Genomic DNA, 16,313 nt, shown 5'->3' on the forward strand with positions numbered 1-16,313 from the left:
CAATGGATAGGTGAGCGGACAGCTTAGTCCACGCCGGTTGCCCGGTCCAGCCCGCTGGCGGGATTTATACGAGGCCGACTACAGGCAGGCCGAATACAAATGGCCGAATACGAGTGGCCGAATACGAGTCGGCCAACTACACAGGCCAACTACACAGGCCAAATACAAGTGGCCGTTCACAGGTGTCCAATCTCCACCGGCGGGGTTTCCCAGTCATCGTTCTTGCCGTCGAGGTAGGTGATGGGCGCGTTGGCCAGTTCCTCGGCGGTGGCGTCGTCCAGGCACGTCACATTCACGCCGTAGAATTCGCCCCACCTGGGCGAACGGCCGATGACGAAAGGACGCACGCCGCAATGGCGGCAGAACAGGTGCTGGTCCCGCTTCGCCAGGAAGCGGTATTCCGTGAGCTCGGCCGCGCCGGCAAGGAGCCTGAAAGCATCCGGCTGCACGATGGCCGGCCAGAAGCGCGCCTTCAGGCAGATCGAACAGTTGCAGCGCAGCGTGCCCCGGGCCAGGTCGATGTCGGCTTCGAAGCGCACCGCGCCGCAATGGCAGCTGCCGTGGTAGGTCTTCATCGAGCTTGTCATTGCCGGGCTCCGGGCAAGCCGTTGCCGATTGCCATCGTTACATAGTCGACAGGAACGCCGCCGTACTGCCTCGTCACGCTGCCGACGGCGACGAAGCCATGCCTTTCATAGAACCGCCGCGCGCCGGCATTGGACTTCGCCACGTTCAGGACGAGCCCCGGAGTACTGGCGAGGACACTGCGCAACAGCGTGGTGCCGACGCCCGTTCCACGCGCATCGCCCAGGACGAACAGCGCCCGCAGCTGTGCGCCGTGGACGGCGGCGAAGCCGACCACCTCGCCGGCCTCGAACACGGACACGGTCGATTCGCGGAATGCCGCGAGGAGGGCCGGGTCCCGGTCCAGTGGCGTGATCTCGACACTGCCCGCCTCGAATTGCAGCTCGGCGCGCCTGGCGTCCTCGTAGATGCGGCAGATTGCCGGAAAGTCGCCGCTGGCATAGCGTCGTACTGTCATGATGGTCCCCTCGATGTGCGGCCCGCCCTTGCGGGAGGCGGATCTGCCGGCGCTTGTCATTTCGCTGATGCAACAGCCGGGAAGCATAGCAAACCGCCACCCGCAAAAAATGCGTGCTTTGTCACAGGGAGCGCCAGCGGCGCGCGCCCCCGGCACGACCCCGCAGCCATCCGCCGTGGTAAAGAATCGGCTCCGCCGGCCTAACGCGTGGTCATCGATCGCCAGGAAACGTTACAGTGTCGACACTTGTTACCTGTTGAGCGACGGGGAGTGATGTGAACGATCCAACCGACAATCCACCGCCATGGCGCCTGCTGCTGGCCACCGACATGACCGCCCGCTGCGACCGCCCGCTGGACCGCGCGAAACAGCTGGCCCTCGAATGGCGCGCCGATCTCACGGTGCTGGTGGTGCAGGAAGGCCCCAGCACGCCCGAGGAAGTTTCCGCCTGGCTGGACGGCGGCAATACCGGCCATGCCTTCGCGCCGGCCGCGCGCGCCGAACTGGCCGAGGAATTCGCCGGCACGGGCCTGCTGCCCGCCCTGCAGGTGCTCGATGGCGACGTGACCGACGGCATCCTCGGCGCCGCGGCCACATTCACCGATGCACTGGTCGTGATCGGCGCCTCGACGCATGCGCCGGTGCAGGAGATCATCCTGGGTTCCACCGCCGCGCGCCTGGCGCAGGCACTGGCCCATCCGCTGCTCGTGGTGCGGCAGCGCACCCGCGGCAGCTATGGCCGCATCCTGGTCGCGAACGATTTTTCAGCCGCGTCGCGCCGGGCGCTCGATACCGCCATCCGCCTGTTCCCCGGCCGTCCGGTCACGCTGGTGCACGTGCTGGAAGAGAGGGCGGACGCGGCGCCGGTCTTGCCTGCCGACGCCATGCGGGAAGTGCAGGAAAAGAGCGAGCGCTTCCTGGAACGCTGCCCGCTGGCCCTGGCCGAGCGCGGGCGCATTCGCATCGCGGCGGGCCACGGGCTGGTCACGGAGGCGCTCACGCGCCATGTCGTCGAAGAGAGGATCGGGCTGGTGGTGCTGGGCGTGCACCGGCAGTCGGCCGTGGCGCGGGTGTTCATTGGCAGCAAGAGCGAAGACCTGATGCAGCAGTTGCCGTGCGATGTGCTGCTGGTGCGCGCGCTCGAGGGCAGTGACGATGGCGGCGACGATGGCTGAGCGGCCGGCGCGCGCCGGCAACGACCGCGTCGCCGGAGGCTGACGATGCTCCTGCTGCTGCTCCTGCTGCCGTTCGCCGCGGCCCTGATGACCGCCTGCATGCCGGGCGGCTCGCGCGACCGTCCCGCCGCCGTGGCGGGCATCGCCAGCCTGGTCGCGCTGGTGCTTGCCGCCAGCCAGTTCGGCGTCATCGCCGGCGGGGCCGTTCCGGCGATGCGCTTTGCCTGGCTGCCCGCGTTCGGGCTCGAGATCATCCTGCGCATGGATGGCCTGGCGTGGGTCTTCACGATGCTGGTGCTGGGCATCGGCCTGCTGGTGCTGCTGTATGCGCGCTACTACCTGTCGCGGCGCGATCCGGCCCACCGCTTCTATGCGTGCGTGATGGCGTTCATGGGCGCCATGCTGGGCGTGGTCCTGTCCGGCAACCTCATCCAGCTGGTGGTGTTCTGGGAATTGACGAGCGCCACCTCGTTCCTGCTGATCGGCTACTGGCAGGAGCGCAACGACGCAAGGCGCGGCGCGCGCATGGCGTTCACCGTCACCACCGCCGGCGGCCTGTGCCTGCTGGCGGGGGTGCTGCTGCTCGGGCACATCGCCGGCAGCTACGAGCTGGAGAAGGTGCTGGCCGCCGGCAACGCGATCCGCGCGCATGCCTGGTACGTGCCCGCCCTGGTGCTGGTGGCGCTCGGCGCGCTGACGAAGAGCGCGCAATTCCCGTTCCACTTCTGGCTGCCCCACGCGATGGCCGCGCCCACGCCCGTCTCGAGCTACCTGCATTCGGCCACGATGGTCAAGGCGGGAATCTTCCTGCTGATCCGGCTGTGGCCCGCGCTGGCCGGCACGGAAGAGTGGACCTGGCTGCTCGGCACGGCCGGCGTGTGCACGCTGCTGCTGGGTTCCTGGTTCGCCATCTTCCAGTGGGACATGAAGGGCCTGCTGGCGTATTCGACGATCAGCCACCTGGGCCTGATCACGGTGCTGCTCAGCATCGGCACGCCGCTGTCGGTCGTGGCGGCCATCTTCCACACGATGAACCATGCCGTGTTCAAGGCCTCGCTGTTCATGGCGGTGGGTATCGTCGACCATGAAACCGGCACACGCGACATGCGTTTGCTGCGCGGCCTGCGGCGGGCGATGCCGCATACGGCGGCGCTGGCGGTGGTGGCCAGCGCCGCCATGGCCGGGGTGCCGCTGATGAACGGTTTCCTGTCCAAGGAAATGTTCTTCGCCGAGACGATGATCGTGGGCGGCAGCGACAACTGGTGGATGTCGGTTGCGGCCGTGCTGATGGGCTTGTTCAGCGTGGTGTATTCGCTGCGTTTCATCAGCGTGTTCTTCGGGCCGCTGGCGCAGGGCTTGCCTGCCGAACCGCACGAACCGGCGCGGTGGATGCGCGCACCGATCGAATTGCTGGTGCTGCTGTGTATCGCCGTGGGCGTGATGCCGGAGCGGGTGGTCGGCGACGTGCTCGCGGTGGCGGCGCGCTCGGTGCTGGGCCCCACGGTACCCGACTACGATCTCGCCATCTGGCACGGCGTCAACCTGCCGCTGCTGATGAGCTTTGTGGCGCTGGCCGGCGGCGTGGCGGTGTACCTGCTGCTGCGCAAGCGTTTCGGCCTGGCCGAGCGCGACCGCGTGCCCGTGCTGCACCGCCTGAAGGGCGCGCAATTCTATGAAAACGTGATGTTCGGGCTGTCGCAGGGCGCAGCGCGGCTGGTGGGCCTGGCCGGCACGCGCCGCCTGCAGCCGCAGTTGCGCGTGCTGCTGGCCGCCTTCGTGGCCGTGCCGCTGCTGCTGGCCTGGCCCATGGCGGCCTTGCCGCTGCCGGCGCCCGGCACGGCCGATCCGCTGCTGGCGCTGCTCTGGCTGATCGGCGCCGGCTGCGCGCTGGCCGCCGCCTGGCAAGCCAAGTACCACCGGCTGGCCGCGCTGGCGCTGGCCGGCGGCACCGGGCTGGTGACCTGCGTGACCTTCCTGTGGCTGTCCGCGCCCGACCTGGCGCTGACCCAGTTGATGGTGGAGACGGTGACCACGGTGCTGGTGCTGCTCGGCCTGCGCTGGCTGCCGCCGCGTCGCCAGCCCGCGCACCTGGCCGGGCGGGCTCCGGCGAAGACGCAGTTGCGGCGTGCGCGCGATGCGGCCATCGCCGTGGCGGGCGGACTGGCGCTGGCCGCGGCCAGCTATGCGGTGCTGACCCGGCCCGGGGTGCCCAGCATCCGCGATTTCTTCGTGCTGCGCGCCCTGCCCGAGGGCGGCGGCGCCAACGTGGTCAACGTGCTGCTGGTCGACTTCCGCGGCTTCGACACGATGGGCGAGATCACCGTGCTGTCGGCGGTGGCGCTGACGGTGTACGCGCTGCTGCGCCGCTTCCGCCCGGCACCGGAAAGCATCGCCATCCCGATGCAGCAGGCCAGCGACGTCGACCCGGCGATCGGCCAGAAACCGGCGCAGCAGGCGCGCGACGGCTACCTGATGGTGCAGGCGGTGTACCTGCGCTTCCTGATGCCCGTGATGGGCGTGGTCGCCGTGTACTTCTTCATGCGCGGCCATAACCTGCCGGGCGGCGGCTTCGTGGCCGGCCTGATCTTCGCCGCCACGCTGATCGTGCAGTACATGGTGGCCGGCACCGACTGGGTGGAATCGCGCCTGCGGCTGCGGCCGAACCGCTGGATCGGCTGGGGCCTGGCGTGCGCCCGCGGCACCGGCCTGGGCGCCTGGCTGTTCGGCTACCCGTTCCTGACCAGCCATACCGCGCATGTCACGCTGCCTGTGCTGGGCGAGCTGCACGTGCCGTCGGCCTTCCTGTTCGACCTGGGCGTGTTCCTGGTGGTGGTCGGCACCACGATGCTGATCCTGGTGGCGCTGGCCCACCAGTCGCTGCGTGCCCGCCGCCCGCAGCCCGGGGCGGTGCGCGGCGCCGACCTTGCCGCCGCCGTCAGCGCCATCCCCCCACCGAAGGAGATCCAGTAATGGAAGCCGTACTCGCCCTCGGCATCGGCATCGTCTTCGGCGCCGGCATCTGGCTGGTGCTGCGCCCGCGCACCTTCCAGGTGTTGACCGGGCTGATGCTGATGTCGTATGCCGTCAACCTGTTCATCTTCGCGATGGGGCGCCTGGCCGTCGACCGGCCGCACTGACACCGGCCGCCGACGTGGCCAAGTCGGTGGTGGACCCCGCGGCGCTGGCCGATCCGGTGCCGCAGGCGCTGGTGCTGACGGCGATCGTGATCGGCTTCGCCACCACGGCGCTGTACCTGGTGGTGATGATCGGCGCGCGCGGCCTGGCCGGTACCGACCATGTCGATGGCGAGGAGCCCGAGGAATGAGCCTGGCATGGACCCAGCACCTGGTCGTGGTGCCGATCCTGCTGCCGCTGCTGTGCGGCGCGGCGCTGGCGCCGCTCACGCAGGGCTGGCACCGCCTGAAGTTCGCCGCCGCCTACGCCAGCGTGCTGGCGCTGCTGGCCAATGCACTGGCGCTGGCCGCGCTGGCCGACGGCGGCTGGCCCGATGGCATCGGCGTCTACCTGGCCGCCAACTGGGCCGCGCCGTTCGGCATCGCGCTGGTGGCGGACCGGCTGTCGGCCGCCATGCTGGTGCTCACGGCCGTGCTGGCGCTGGCCGCGCTGCATTACGCGCAGCCGCGCTGGAGCCGCATCGGCGTGCATTTCCATACGCTGTTCCAGTTCCTGCTGATGGGGATCAACGGCGCCTTCCTGACGCACGACCTGTTCAACCTGTTCGTGTTCTTCGAGGTGATGCTGGCCGCGTCGTACGGGCTGGTGCTGCACGGGTATAACGTGGAACGCCTGCGTGCCAGCCTGCAGTACATCGCCGTCAACCTGGTGGCCGCGCTGTTCTTCCTGGTCGGCACGGCGCTGCTGTATGCCACCACCGGCACGCTGAACATGGCCGACATGGCGCAGCGCATCGCCGCGCTGGCCGCCGGCGGGCAGTCCTCCACTCTCGTCCTGCTGCAAACCGGCGTGGCGGTGCTGGCGCTGGCCTTCCTCGTCAAGGCGGCCATGTGGCCACTGGGCTTCTGGCTGCCCACCACGTATGCGGCCGCCTCGCCGCCGGTGGCCGTGATGCTGGTGCTGATGACGAAGGTGGGCGCCTACGTGATCCTGCGTCTCTGGCTGCTCCTGTTCGGCGATGGCGCCGGCGCGGCGGCGCGCTACGGCTACGAGGCGCTGGCGTGGAGCGGCATGGCGACCATCGTGTTCGGCGCGGCGGGCATGCTGGCCACCGACACGGCCGGCCGCCTGGCGGGCTACGCGGCCATCGTGTCATCCGGCACGCTGCTGGCCGTGATCGGCTACGGGCAGCCATCGCTGGTCACCGCCGCGCTGTACTACTTCATCGCTTCCACCATCGCGATCGCCGCGTTCGTGCTGCTGATCGAGCTGGTCGACCGGATCCGCACGCCGGGCGCGGCGATGCTGGCGCTGACAGCGGAAGCCTTCGCCGTCGAAGACACGCCCGCCGAGCCGAAGGGCAGGGGCGTGCCGGCGGCGATGGCCTTCCTGTCGCTGGCGTTCGCGGCGTGCGCGCTGACCATCGCCGGCCTGCCGCCGCTGTCCGGCTTCGTCGCCAAGTTCGGCATGTTCCACGCGCTGGTCAACCCGGGTCCGGACGCGCCGGCGATCGGCCCCGCCGGCTGGACGCTGATGGCGCTGGTGTTTGTTTCCGGCCTGGCCGCCATCGTTTCGCTGATGCGTTTCGGCGTGCGCACCTTCTGGGCCACGGAGGCGGCGGCACCGCCCGCGCTGCATGCGGCCGAAGTGGTGCCCGTGGCGGCGCTGCTGTTCGTTTCGGTGCTGCTGACGGTGCAGGCACGGCCCGTGTTCGATTACCTGGCGCGTGCCAGCGAGGGCATCCACCGCCCGGCGCTGTACGTCGATCGGGTGCTGGGCACGCTGCCTGTCCCAGCGCCTGTTCCCGCGTCTGCTCCCGCTTCCACTGCGGAGGCGCCATGACACGCTGGCTGCCGCACCCCGTCGCGTCGCTGGCGCTGTGCGCCCTGTGGATGCTGCTCAACCAGGCGCTCGACCCGGCGAACGTGCTGTTCGGCGCGGCGCTCGGCATCGCCGTGCCGCTGCTGACGCGCCGCCTGCAGCCTCTCGGCTATCCGCGGCTGCGCAGGCCGGCCGTGTTCCTGAAGCTGATGGCGATGGCCACGGTGGAGATCGTGCGCTCATGCTTCGGCGTCTGCCGCGTCATCCTGTTCAAGGATTACGCCCGCGTGAACTCGCAATTCATCCGCGTGCCGCTGGCGATGCGCGACCCCTACGGGCTGGCGATGCTGTCCTGCCTGATCAACATGACACCCGGCACCGTGTGGGTGGAAATCCTGCCGGAACGGTACGAACTGGCGCTGCACGTGTTCGACCTGCACGACGAAGCGTGGTGGATCGACACGATCAGGACCCGCTACGAGCGTCCGCTGATGCTGATTTTTGAAACGGAGAACGACCATGGGAACCCTGCTTGAAGTGGCGATCGCCTACGCCGTGGTGTGCGTGCTGGTGGCGATGGCATTGTGCGCGTTGCGGCTGCTGATCGGCCCCGCCGCGCACGACCGCGTGCTGGCGCTCGACACGCTGTGGATGTGCGGCATGCTGCTGGCGATCGTGCTGGGCATCCGCTTCGGCACGCAGGTGTATTTCGAGGTGGCGATCCTGGTCGCGCTGGTGGGCTTCGTGTCGACCATCGCCATGGCCAAGTTCCTGATGCGCGGGGAGATCATCGAATGAGCGGCATCGAACAGCTGCCCGGCTGGGCGGCGCTGCCGGTGGCCCTGCTGCTGGTGCTGGGCGCCACCATCATCCTCGTCGGGGCACTCGGCCTGCTGCGCCTGCGCACCTTCTACCAGCGCATGCACGGCCCCGCCATCACCGTCACGCTGGGCGCCGGCTGCGTGCTGCTCGCGTCGATGCTGTACTTCACGGTCGCGCAATCGCGGCTGGTGATCCACGAACTCATCATCACCGTGTTCATCCTGCTGACGGCCCCCGTGGTGGCCATGACCATCATGCGCGCCGCCGTCTACCGCGACCTGCGCGCCAGGAAGACCGGCTCCGGCGTCACGGCGGGGCAGGTGTACACCCTTCCCGACAACGCCACCGAAGGCCCTGCCGAACCACGCTAGCACCCCCTGCGCGGCCGCTGCCACGGTGTTGTAAAAATCGCAAGAGACTGTTGTAAAAAACCTGGGGACTGTCCCTTCCAGGGGGACAGTCCCCAGGTTTTTTACAACACACGTGAGATCAGCGGTTTACGTGTATCCGGCTATTGCCGAGCTGGTTGTAAAACAACGGTGCTTGCAAGGTTGAGATACCGATACCGGTATCGCACTTAAACAAAAAGCAATTGGATTCGCATCGGCGAGGCGTTCTACCATCGCCGCAGGCCACGCTTTGCCGTGGCGATAACGATAAGTAAAACATCAGGAGATGACCACCATGAACCACCCGTGTCCGGGCCGCGCGAGCGACGCCCGCAGGAACCCCTTTGCCCTCAACATCGTCGCCGCCGCGCTGGCGGGCGCCGGACTGCTGGCCGCCGCGCCGGCGCTGGCGCAGGATGCGCAGGTCGCGGCCGAGAAGGAGCTGGCGGAAGCGCAGAAAGCGCAACCCGTCAACGCCGTCATCGTCACCGGCGTGCGCAAGGCGGCGCAGAGTGCGCAGGCGATCAAGCGCAATTCCGATGAAGTGGTCGATTCGATCGTGGCCGAGGAGGCCGGCAAGTTCCCGGACAAGAACGTGGCCGAGATCCTCGGCCGGGTGACCGGCGTGCAGATCCGCCGCGAGTTCGGCGAGGCCAACAGCGTGATCGTGCGCGGCCTGCCCGGCCTGGCGACGCTGCTCAATGGCCGCGAGGTGTTCACCTCCAGCGGGCGCAACCTGTACCTGGCCGACATCCCCACCACGATGCTGCAGCGGATCGACGTGTACAAGACCCAGGGCGCCGAGATGGTGGAGGGCGGCACGGCGGGCGTGATCGACGTGCGCACCTCGCGCCCGTTCGACTTCAAGGGCTTCACGGCCAACCTGAATGGCCGCCTGGAGCACCGCGACAAGTCCAACACCAACGACCCGCAGGTGTCGGGCATGCTGTCGAACCGCTGGAAGGGCGCGTTCGGCGAGGTGGGCGTGCTGGCGGGCCTGTCGTACCAGAAGGGCAATTACCACGATGAAGTGACGTGGAATTCGGCGCCCGAGCACCCGGTGGCCGGCAACCGCACCGTCACCGGCCCGTTCGACGTGGGCCACGTGAACTACCAGGGCGAGCGGATGCGCTACGCGGGCAACTGGGCGGTGCAATGGCGCCCCGTGCGCGAGGTGGAGCTGTTCGCCGAAGGCTGGTCGACACGCATCGACCACGACGCCGAGCGCCAGTTCTTCACCGGCCACCTGGGCTGGAACGCCCAGCCATGGACGCCGAGCGGCGGCGTGGAGTGGGGTGCCGGGCAGTACACCAACCCCACCTATACGCTGTTCCCGGGCACCAGCCAGATCGACAGCGTGACGGCCACCAGGCCGGCCGGCAACTACCACTTCTTCGCCGCCAGCGGCAGCCAGGCGCCGCGCGACGATTCGGAAGGCCACCAGGGCGCCATCGGTGCGCGCTGGGATGTGACGCCGAAGCTGCGCGTGACGGCGGAACTGGCGCGCACCATCAGCCGCTGGAAGCAGGAAATGCCGATCATGGAACTGCTGGCCGACCCGCAGACCATCACGGCGCGCACCTACGTCAACGGCGGCGCGTGGTTCGATTATCCGGGCACCGACATGATGAACCCGAACAGCTACCGCCTGGGCGCGTTCACCGACAACTGGTCCGGCTCGCGCGGCCAGTCCACCGACTGGCGTGCCGACGCCACCTGGGACAATGGCGAAGACCGCCTGTTCCGCGAATTCTCCACCGGGGTGCGCGTCGCCTCGCGCAAGGCGTCGTACCAGCACGAGAGCAACAACTTCGTGCCGGCGCACGCCAATCTACCGGCCGTATCGGCGCTGCCCGGCGGGGCGGTCTGCCCGTCGATGCCATTGTCCGAGGACTACGGCATGAACCAGTGGCTGACGCTGTGCGGCGACTACATGCACGCCAATATCGACGCGGTCCGCAAGATGTACCTGCGCGACGGCAAGACCGCACCGTGGCCGTACTCGCGCTACAGCAATATGGAAGACACCACGGCCTTCTACGCCAAGACCAAGTTCGGCTTCGCGGTAGGCGGCATCCCCGTGGAGGGCACGGCCGGCGTGCGCTATGTGAAAACCGAGCTGGACGTGAACGGCTTCTCCAACGTGCAGAACAATCCGGTACCGGCGCACCGCAATACCAGCGACAACGACATCCTGCCCAACCTGACCCTGAAGGCGCTGCTGACGCCGGACCTGATCGCCCGCTTCAATGCCGGCAAGGCGATCCAGCGCCCCAACTTCGGCGACTTCAATCCCGGCGAAACGCTGGGTACCGCGCCGAACGGCCAGGGCATCTACGAGGGCAATGGCGGCAACCCGGACCTGAAGCCGGTGGTCGGCAAGAACTACGACGTGGCGCTGGAATGGTATTTCGCGCCCACTGGCAGCCTCACCACCACGCTGTTCAAGCACGATTTCGAGAACTACATCGTGCGCCGCTTCGGCATGGAAACCATCGGCGGCCGCGAATACCGCATGGACCGTCCGCGCAACGTCAACGAGGGCCAGCTGAAGGGTATCGAGATCGGCTACCGGCAGTTCTACGACTTCCTGCCGGGCTGGCTGGGCGGTTTCGGGCTGGAGGCGAACTACACGTACATGAAGGGCCACCTGCTGGAAGGCAGCGTGCGCAATCCGTTCGTCGGCATGTCGAAGAATGCCTACAACCTCGTCGGCCTGTACGAGCGCGGCCCGTGGTCGGCACGGCTGGCCTGGAACTACCGCAGCCAGTTCGTCGACGCCTACAACTACCGTGCCCTGGGCTTCGACCTGATCGTGGAACCGATCAAGACGGCCGATGCGTCGCTGTCGTACCGCTTCAACGAAAACATGGGCGTGACGCTGGACGTGGAAAACATCACCGACCGTACCTACAACGACTACCACGGCATTGCCAGCAACCCGCGCGACGTGCGGCGCTATGACCGCGTGGTCGGGCTGTCGCTGCGCTGGCGGATGTAGGCGGAGGAAGCAAGGAGGGCAGAGGAGGCGGAAAAACAACGTACCGCGGAAGCAGGGGGCTCGCGAGGCAACGTCCTACATCCGCACAGGCATTCAAGCCTGCCGTGTCAGCTGGTCAGCAGGTAAAGTATCAAAAAAAACATGCAGGAGACCCGATACCTCTACAGGAGTCTTCAATGATACAAGCCTTATGTGAACAGTGGACGCGGTTGGCGTTCATGCCCCTGAGCTTTCACGGTGCAACGAACGACCCGGCGCTCATGCCGGGCGACATCGGGGTGGCTTCCAGTGCTGCTGCCAGTGCTCTCGCCAATCCTGTTGCCGGTGTTGTTGCCAATGCGCCCCGCTTCCTCAACAGGACCTTCAACTCCAGCCAGGGATCGCTGGCCTACAAACTGTACATTCCCGCGTCGTACAGCGGCCACGATCCCACCCTGGTCGTGATGCTGCACGGCTATGGCCAGAGCGCCGACGATTTCGCCAACGGCACCGACATGAACCGGCATGCCGAGGAGGCGGGTTGCCTGGTGATGTATCCCGAGCAGACCACGTTCGGCATGGTGGGCGGCTGCTGGAACTGGTTCGACAAGGCGCACCAGCAGCGCGGCCAGGGCGACGCCGCGCTGATCGCCGGCGCCACGCGGGAAGTGATGGAGGCCCATGGCGTGCCGCCCGGCCGGGTGTTCGTCGCCGGCCTGTCGGCCGGGGCCGCCATGGCCGTGGTGCTGGGGTCCGCCTACCCGGACATCTATGCGGCGGTGGGCTGCCATTCCGGCCTGCCGCTCGGCTGCGCCACCGATACCGCCACCGCGATGGAAGCGATGCGCAACGGCGCATCGATCGACCAGGCGGCCGTGCTGGCGCAACAGGCCGTGCCCGTCATCGTTTTCCATGGCGATAACGACCAGACCGTCCACAGCGCCAACGGGCACACGGTGGTCAGGCATACGCTGAGCGCCACCTGCGCCAACGATGCGCAGGGCACCGAGGTGGTCAAGGAAACGGGCATGCTGCACGGACGCGACTTCACCCGGGAAGTGCACCTCGGTCCGGGTGGCGCGGTGCTTGCCGAGCACTGGGTGATCCACGGCGCGGGCCATGCCTGGTCGGGCGGCAGTGCGCGCGGCAGCTATGCCGACGAGAAGGGTCCGTCGGCCAGCGCCGAGATGCTGCGCTTCTTCCGCAAGGTGGGGTACGCGGCGGCGGCCTGACGGCCGCTACCTTATCCGTGTTGGCCTGTCCCCGCGGCGTCGTGTTCCTCCGGCGCGGCGCGCAGGCCGTCCGCGGTGCGCCGCACGAATGGCCGGCAATCGACCGGCACGTCGATCGTGAAGGTGGTGCCGTCCTCGTCGGAACTGTCGACCGACACGCTGCCGCCGTGCGCTTCGGCCACGTCGCGCAGGAAGGGCAGGCCGATGACCCAGCCCACCGTGCCCGGGCCGCCATAGCGGAACAGGTAGCCGAAAATGCGTTCGCGCCGCTCGGCGGGGATGGCCGGCCCGCTGTTGTGGACCGACAGCGACAGCCTGCCCCGGCCGCTTGAAACATCGATCCGGACCGCGCCGCCCGCGCCGTACTTGACGGCATTGGCGACCAGGTTTTCCAGTGCCCGGCGCATGGTCGGCACGCACCAGTGGCCTTCGACGTTTTCGCCGGTGACGGTGAACGGGCCGCCACCCTGCTCGCCGAACTGGCGGGCGACATCCAGCGCCAGGTCGCGCATGTCGAACGACGCCAGCGCGAGCGGCGGCAAGGCTTCGCGCATGACCGTCAGCGCCTCGAGCAGTTCACCCATCATCGATTCGAGCCGCCCGGCGTGGCGCAGGATCTTGTCGGCCGAGCGCCTGGCCACGTCCAGGTCGCCGGTCTGGGCGACCAGCTGCGCGCCGGTGGCGATCACTCCCAGCGGCGCGCGCATGTCGTGCGACAGCGCGGCCGCCACGCGCCGGCGCAGCGCCTCGTGCGTGGCGGCATATTCGCGCAGCGATTCGCAGGCGGCGATCTCGATGGACCGGCTGATGGTGGCCCATACGTCCGCCGGCCAGCGGATGCCGTGCGCCTGGGCGACATCGCGGATGGCATCCCGGAACAGCTGGTACTCGCGCAAGACCTCGTCGGGGCCGAAACAGGTCATGCGTGCACGCTCGCTGCCATGGGACATGGCGGCCGTGGTGTGCTGGGTGGCGGTTTCGCGGGCCTGGCCGGGGCTGATCGCCTCGGCGAGGTTGTCGTAGAGATTGGGCAGGTTGTCGGTCAGCGCCGGGCCGAGCAGCTCGGCGGCGCCCTTGATCTGGGCCCGGACCGAGGCTTCCCAATGGTCGAGCACCGCCTCGCGGATCGACAGCAGCTCGCGCGCTCCCTGATGGGCCGCCTGGTCTGCGTGGTCTGCCGCCTGGGCTGCCGTCACACGAGCCGCCTCATTGGCCACCTCGTTGGCCACCTCATCGGCTGCGCTTGTCACCGGATGTGCCGCCTCATGGGCCAGCTCATTCGCTGCCGCGTTCGCTATCTCATTGGCCACCTCATTGGCTACCTCATTGGCCACCTCATTGGCCACCTCAAGTGCCAGCTGATGTGCCATCGCCTGCGCGTCCTGTTCCGTTCCCTGGTGTGCCTCCCTGTTCGCTCCATCGGACAAGCGCTTGCCATCGTAATCGTGGTCGGTAGCCAGATTCATCGCAGTTCCATGTTTGGCCGGTTCAGCCTCGATAGACCGGCAGGTCGTGTGCCGGCAGGTTGATGGTGAATATTAACCTGAAATCACCACTGCGCGGTGTCCGGCCATGGGCCGTCAGCGCTGGCCGTGGCCGCCGGCCGGAAAGTGCAGCGTGAACCGGACGCGATCCTCCTCGGCATGCACGGTTGCCGTCCCCCCGTGCAGCGCCATGATCGCGCGAACAATCGACAGGCCGAGACCGGTGGAAGCGTCGCCATGGCCGCGTGCCGCGTCGGCACGGTAAAAGCGTTCGAACAGGTGCGGCAGGTGTTCCGGCGCGATCGGCGTGCCGGTGTTTTCAACGCTCAGCGTGGTGCCGCCGGCTGCCGCTTCGGCGCGCAGCACGATCGTGCTGCCCGGGCTGGCATGCCGCACGGCGTTCGACAGCAGGTTGGCCAGCGCGCGCCGCAGCAGGGCGGGATCGGCCTGCACCACGCCGTCGCCGTCGCCCGCGCACGCCAGGCCCAGGCCGCGTTCCTCCGCCATGCCTTCGTAGAAATCGGCCACCTTCGCCAGTTCGTCCAGCGCCCGCAGCGGCTGGCGGGCCGGCGCTACCTCGTCCTGCCCGGCGCGGGCCAGGAACAGCATGCTTTCGATCATGCGGGCGAGCCGCTCCAGTTCTTCGATGTTCGAGGCCAGCAGGCCTTCGTACTCGGCGGTGCCGCGCGGCCGGGCCAGCATGACCTGGCTCTGGCCGAGCAGGTTGGCGACCGGGGTGCGGAATTCATGCGCGAGGTCGGCGGAAAAGGCCGACAGGCGCGCATAGCCTTCCTGCAGCCGCGCCAGCATGGCATTGAGGGCGCCGACCAGCGGCTGCAGTTCGGATGGGGCATCGCCGGCCTCGAGCCGGTGGCCCAGCGTGCCGGGCCGCACCAGCGCCGCGTGGCGGGCCACCACGCGCAACGGCCGCAGACCCCGGTGCAGCATCCACCCGGCGCACAGCGCCGCGGCCAGGGCGCTGATGGCGGCCGCGCCGGCGATGCGGTGGCGGAACCGGGTGAGCATGGCGCTGCGGTCGGCGTAGGCGCGGGCAACGATGACCGTGACGGTGGCCGTGGCGCTGCCGCTGCCCAGCCTGGCTGTGCCCGCCACCACGCGGCCCGGGGCGCCGGCGCGGCTGGTCCAGCTTGCGATAGCCCCGCGCCCGGCGGTGGCACCGGTGGCCGGCGGTACCGGATAGCGCTCGTCGCCGGGGTTGATGTCGGCCAGCACGGTGCCGTCCGGCGCCACGAAGCGCACCAGCGAATTCTCCTGGCCGCTCATGGTGTCGCGGAACAGGTCGGGCTGGGTGCGCAGCAGGTCGGCCGCGCCCGGGCGGCCGAGCAGCAGCTGGATCTGCCGCAGCTTGCCCAGCAGCGCGAGATCGTCGCGCCGTTCGATTTCCGCCACGAAGGACAGGTACAGCCAGGTACCGAGTCCGGCCGCCGCCAGCGCGACGATCAGCACGAACATGGCGGTCACGCGCGCCGCCAGCGAACCGCGCAGGCCCGCCATCACGTGCCGGCCGCCGGTTCCACCTCGCACACATAGCCCATGCCGCGCCGGGTGTGGATCAGCCTTTGCGGGAAGGGATCGTCGATCTTGCGGCGCAGCCGTCGCACCGCCGCGTCGATCACGTTGGTATCGCTGTCGAAATTCATGTCCCACACCTGCGAGGCGATCAGGGAGCGCGACAGCACCTGGCCTTCGCGCCGCGCCAGCAGGTGCAGCAGGGCGAATTCCTGGGCCGTCAGCACGACCGGCGTGCCGTCGCGGCGCACGCGGCGGCGGATCACGTCGATCTCCAGGCCGCCGATGCGGATCAGTTCATCTTCCCGCACCGGCCCGCGCCGCAGCAGCGTGCGCAGCCGCGCCACCAGTTCGACGAACGCGAACGGCTTGACGAGGTAGTCGTCGGCGCCCAGTTCCAGGCCGCGCACGCGGTCGTGCACTTCGTCGCGCGCAGTCAGGAACAGCACGGGGATCTGTTCGGTCGCCGGTGCGCCGCGCAGCGCTGCCAGGACCTGCCAGCCATCCATGCCGGGCAGCATCACGTCGAGCACCACCAGGTCGATGCCGCCTTCGCGCGCGATGGCCAGGCCGTCGCGGCCATTGCGCGCGAGGCGGACGGCAAAGCCGGATTCGGCCAGGCCGCGCTGCAGGTAGTCGCCGGTCTTCGGCTCGTCTTCGATCACGAGGATGGTCATGGGCGCCGCGCAAAGCCCCATTGTAT

Annotated in this window: 13 protein-coding genes and 1 pseudogene; 9 read left to right on the forward strand and 5 right to left on the reverse strand. The window is 68.5% G+C overall.

Annotated features, from left to right (window positions below):
• Positions 1–176: 176 nt before the first annotated feature.
• Together OU994_RS11910 and OU994_RS11915 are read right to left on the reverse strand one after the other, a co-directional pair.
• On the reverse strand, positions 177–587 hold the full coding sequence (locus OU994_RS11910; RefSeq protein ID WP_281610908.1) for a GFA family protein: 411 nt from the start codon (positions 585–587) through the stop codon (positions 177–179).
• Positions 584–1,042 (reverse strand): GNAT family N-acetyltransferase, encoded by a 459-nt coding sequence (locus OU994_RS11915; protein WP_281610909.1) that lies wholly within the window; start codon positions 1,040–1,042, stop codon positions 584–586. The genes OU994_RS11910 and OU994_RS11915 overlap by 4 nt, the downstream gene beginning before the upstream one ends.
• A gap of 275 nt (positions 1,043–1,317) precedes the next feature.
• Here OU994_RS11915 and OU994_RS11920 point away from each other — a divergent pair, with 275 nt between their 5' ends.
• From OU994_RS11920 to OU994_RS11960, 9 genes and pseudogenes are all read left to right on the forward strand, one after another.
• Positions 1,318–2,217, forward strand: coding sequence for a universal stress protein (locus tag OU994_RS11920; RefSeq protein ID WP_281610910.1), 900 nt, complete (start codon positions 1,318–1,320; stop codon positions 2,215–2,217).
• A 45-nt stretch (positions 2,218–2,262) separates the two neighbouring features.
• On the forward strand, positions 2,263–5,187 hold the full coding sequence (locus OU994_RS11925) for a monovalent cation/H+ antiporter subunit A (RefSeq protein WP_281610911.1): 2,925 nt from the start codon (positions 2,263–2,265) through the stop codon (positions 5,185–5,187).
• Positions 5,187–5,542 (forward strand): annotated as a pseudogene (locus OU994_RS11930) (Na+/H+ antiporter subunit C). Before OU994_RS11925 ends, OU994_RS11930 begins: the two are co-directional and overlap by 1 nt.
• Positions 5,539–7,194, forward strand: coding sequence for a monovalent cation/H+ antiporter subunit D (locus tag OU994_RS11935; protein ID WP_281610912.1), 1,656 nt, complete (start codon positions 5,539–5,541; stop codon positions 7,192–7,194). The pseudogene OU994_RS11930 and the gene OU994_RS11935 overlap by 4 nt, the downstream one beginning before the upstream one ends.
• Positions 7,191–7,709, forward strand: a complete 519-nt coding sequence (locus tag OU994_RS11940) for a Na+/H+ antiporter subunit E (RefSeq protein ID WP_281610913.1) — start codon at positions 7,191–7,193, stop codon at positions 7,707–7,709. Before OU994_RS11935 ends, OU994_RS11940 begins: the two co-directional genes overlap by 4 nt.
• A complete protein-coding gene (locus OU994_RS11945) occupies positions 7,693–7,971 on the forward strand; it encodes a K+/H+ antiporter subunit F (protein ID WP_281610914.1) in 279 nt (92 codons plus the stop codon). Before OU994_RS11940 ends, OU994_RS11945 begins: the two co-directional genes overlap by 17 nt.
• Complete coding sequence (gene mnhG / locus OU994_RS11950; RefSeq protein WP_281610915.1) at positions 7,968–8,366, forward strand: monovalent cation/H(+) antiporter subunit G; 399 nt, start codon at positions 7,968–7,970, stop codon at positions 8,364–8,366. Before OU994_RS11945 ends, mnhG begins: the two co-directional genes overlap by 4 nt.
• Positions 8,367–8,679: 313 nt before the next feature.
• Entirely contained in the window at positions 8,680–11,385 is a 2,706-nt protein-coding gene (locus OU994_RS11955; RefSeq protein ID WP_281610916.1) for a TonB-dependent receptor, read from the forward strand.
• Between the two features lie 218 nt (positions 11,386–11,603).
• Positions 11,604–12,596: a PHB depolymerase family esterase gene (locus OU994_RS11960; RefSeq protein ID WP_281610917.1), complete on the forward strand. Its 993-nt coding sequence runs from the start codon at positions 11,604–11,606 to the stop codon at positions 12,594–12,596.
• An 11-nt stretch (positions 12,597–12,607) separates the two neighbouring features.
• Here the strand turns inward: OU994_RS11960 and OU994_RS11965 are convergent, their stop codons facing one another.
• The 3 genes from OU994_RS11965 to OU994_RS11975 form a co-directional block, all read right to left on the reverse strand.
• Positions 12,608–14,062 (reverse strand): HAMP domain-containing sensor histidine kinase, encoded by a 1,455-nt coding sequence (locus OU994_RS11965; protein WP_281610918.1) that lies wholly within the window; start codon positions 14,060–14,062, stop codon positions 12,608–12,610.
• Positions 14,063–14,176: 114 nt separating this feature from the next.
• On the reverse strand, positions 14,177–15,625 hold the full coding sequence (locus OU994_RS11970; protein WP_281610919.1) for a heavy metal sensor histidine kinase: 1,449 nt from the start codon (positions 15,623–15,625) through the stop codon (positions 14,177–14,179).
• Positions 15,595–16,287: a heavy metal response regulator transcription factor gene (locus OU994_RS11975; RefSeq protein ID WP_281610920.1), complete on the reverse strand. Its 693-nt coding sequence runs from the start codon at positions 16,285–16,287 to the stop codon at positions 15,595–15,597. The genes OU994_RS11970 and OU994_RS11975 overlap by 31 nt, the downstream gene beginning before the upstream one ends.
• Between the last annotated feature and the right edge of the window lie 26 nt (positions 16,288–16,313).

Source organism: Pseudoduganella sp. SL102 (assembly GCF_027856995.1).
Lineage (GTDB): Bacteria > Pseudomonadota > Gammaproteobacteria > Burkholderiales > Burkholderiaceae_D > Rugamonas > Rugamonas albidiflava.

Coding starts and splice junctions, on each gene's coding strand:
- OU994_RS11940 (WP_281610913.1), top strand. CDS start 7,191: ATGACACGCTGGCTGCCGCACCCCGTCGCGTCGCTGGCGCTGTGCGCC.
- mnhG (WP_281610915.1), top strand. CDS start 7,968: ATGAGCGGCATCGAACAGCTGCCCGGCTGGGCGGCGCTGCCGGTGGCC.
- OU994_RS11945 (WP_281610914.1), top strand. CDS start 7,693: ATGGGAACCCTGCTTGAAGTGGCGATCGCCTACGCCGTGGTGTGCGTG.
- OU994_RS11965 (WP_281610918.1), bottom strand. CDS start 14,062: ATGAATCTGGCTACCGACCACGATTACGATGGCAAGCGCTTGTCCGAT.
- OU994_RS11910 (WP_281610908.1), bottom strand. CDS start 587: ATGACAAGCTCGATGAAGACCTACCACGGCAGCTGCCATTGCGGCGCG.
- OU994_RS11975 (WP_281610920.1), bottom strand. CDS start 16,287: ATGACCATCCTCGTGATCGAAGACGAGCCGAAGACCGGCGACTACCTG.
- OU994_RS11935 (WP_281610912.1), top strand. CDS start 5,539: ATGAGCCTGGCATGGACCCAGCACCTGGTCGTGGTGCCGATCCTGCTG.
- OU994_RS11955 (WP_281610916.1), top strand. CDS start 8,680: ATGAACCACCCGTGTCCGGGCCGCGCGAGCGACGCCCGCAGGAACCCC.
- OU994_RS11960 (WP_281610917.1), top strand. CDS start 11,604: ATGCCCCTGAGCTTTCACGGTGCAACGAACGACCCGGCGCTCATGCCG.
- OU994_RS11925 (WP_281610911.1), top strand. CDS start 2,263: ATGCTCCTGCTGCTGCTCCTGCTGCCGTTCGCCGCGGCCCTGATGACC.
- OU994_RS11915 (WP_281610909.1), bottom strand. CDS start 1,042: ATGACAGTACGACGCTATGCCAGCGGCGACTTTCCGGCAATCTGCCGC.